Below are 1348 nucleotides of genomic sequence, written 5' to 3' on the forward strand. Positions count from 1 at the left end.
CCAGTTGGCATCAAGTGAATAGATGCCTTCCACTTCTATGATATGGCTTTATTCATCTTTGTAATCCACATAGCGATTGAGTTGGTAGAAGTCCACTAAGCAGGTGTGGCGCGACAACAAATTCAAACGATCGTTGTAAATTGGGCGATACGCCAATCCAGCGGTCGACTCAATAAAACGAGCCAACATTTTGTCGCTCGATTTGCTTTCTGAGCGTGAGTAATTGAACTTACCGAATAAGGTGTACTCTTCCGTCAGGTGATGGGTGTAACGGTTGGTCGTCACCCATTGGTCGATGCGTTTTTTGTCTGGGTCAGCAGAGTCATCTGTCTTATCGACACGATATTCCACTTTGTTCTTGAACAACACATCATCGACATCAATCGAGGTGCTTACACTCACCGCTTGGCGCTCGGTGGTGATGTTTTGATCATCCTCGATTTCGCCTTTCTGATAGCCGATACCCATGTCGATGTCGTCGTTCATGTCGTAGCCAAAGCCGAATGAATCGATGCGACCTTTGCCGTTGTTCTCATCCACAAATTGGTTTTCTTGGTAGAAATCGACCGTTGAAGTCAGATCTGCACGTTGGCCGACAATCACGTTGTTTTTGCCTTCGTAGCTGTCATCGACATAGGTTAAGTAAGTGCTGTAGTCTTCCGTCACATCATAAGTCACGCTGGCTTCAGCCGCATCGCCACGATCGCCCGTGGTGTATTCTGCGCCAACGACGAAGTCTTCTAAAATACGCGTTTCACCACCAATAGTGACGCTGTCGTTCTCATCGTACTCATCTGTTTTTCCAACGGTTTTTTGCCCTTTGATGTAAACATTGTTGTCGCTATCCCAAATGTAATCGGCACGCAGGCCCGCTAAGGTGCCTTTGCCTTTTTCGTCTTCGTTGTTTAGCTCTTCGACCTGTTTACCTGCTGCGGAAATCTTAATGTGTTTGGTCACTTTGACCTGAGTTTCCAGTTCTGCCTGTTGAGAATCCGTTCTTAGTGTGCCGTCGGACTCACGCTCTTCCATCGAGGTAAATCGAGTTTTCACCGCAACACGATCCGTTGCTTGAAGACGGATTTCCGTACCATAAGATTCTTGTTCTAAATCGTCATCTTGGCTAGCGTAACTGTAACCTGCATCTTTAGATTTGTACCAAGCTTTAACATCGTTACCCACAGCAGAAAACACGCTCGGGGCGATATCGTAGAGGTTCATCACCCCTTTCACTTGATAAGAGTCACCTTCACGATCATCCGCACTGCCACCAATAGGCGTAAAGGTTAAACCGCCATCGAAAGAGACATAGTTAGAATCGGTTTGACGACCTTTACTGTGGCCGAACTCG

1 pseudogene is annotated in these 1348 nt (G+C 46.7%); it reads right to left on the bottom strand.

Annotated features, from left to right (window positions below):
• Nucleotides 1–51 precede the first annotated feature (51 nt).
• A pseudogene (locus tag R7P35_RS24555) lies at nt 52–1348 on the bottom strand (hypothetical protein); the annotation flags it as partial.

It is taken from the genome of Vibrio sp. Vb0304 (assembly GCF_033338995.1).
In the GTDB taxonomy this organism is placed as follows: domain Bacteria; phylum Pseudomonadota; class Gammaproteobacteria; order Enterobacterales; family Vibrionaceae; genus Vibrio; species Vibrio alginolyticus.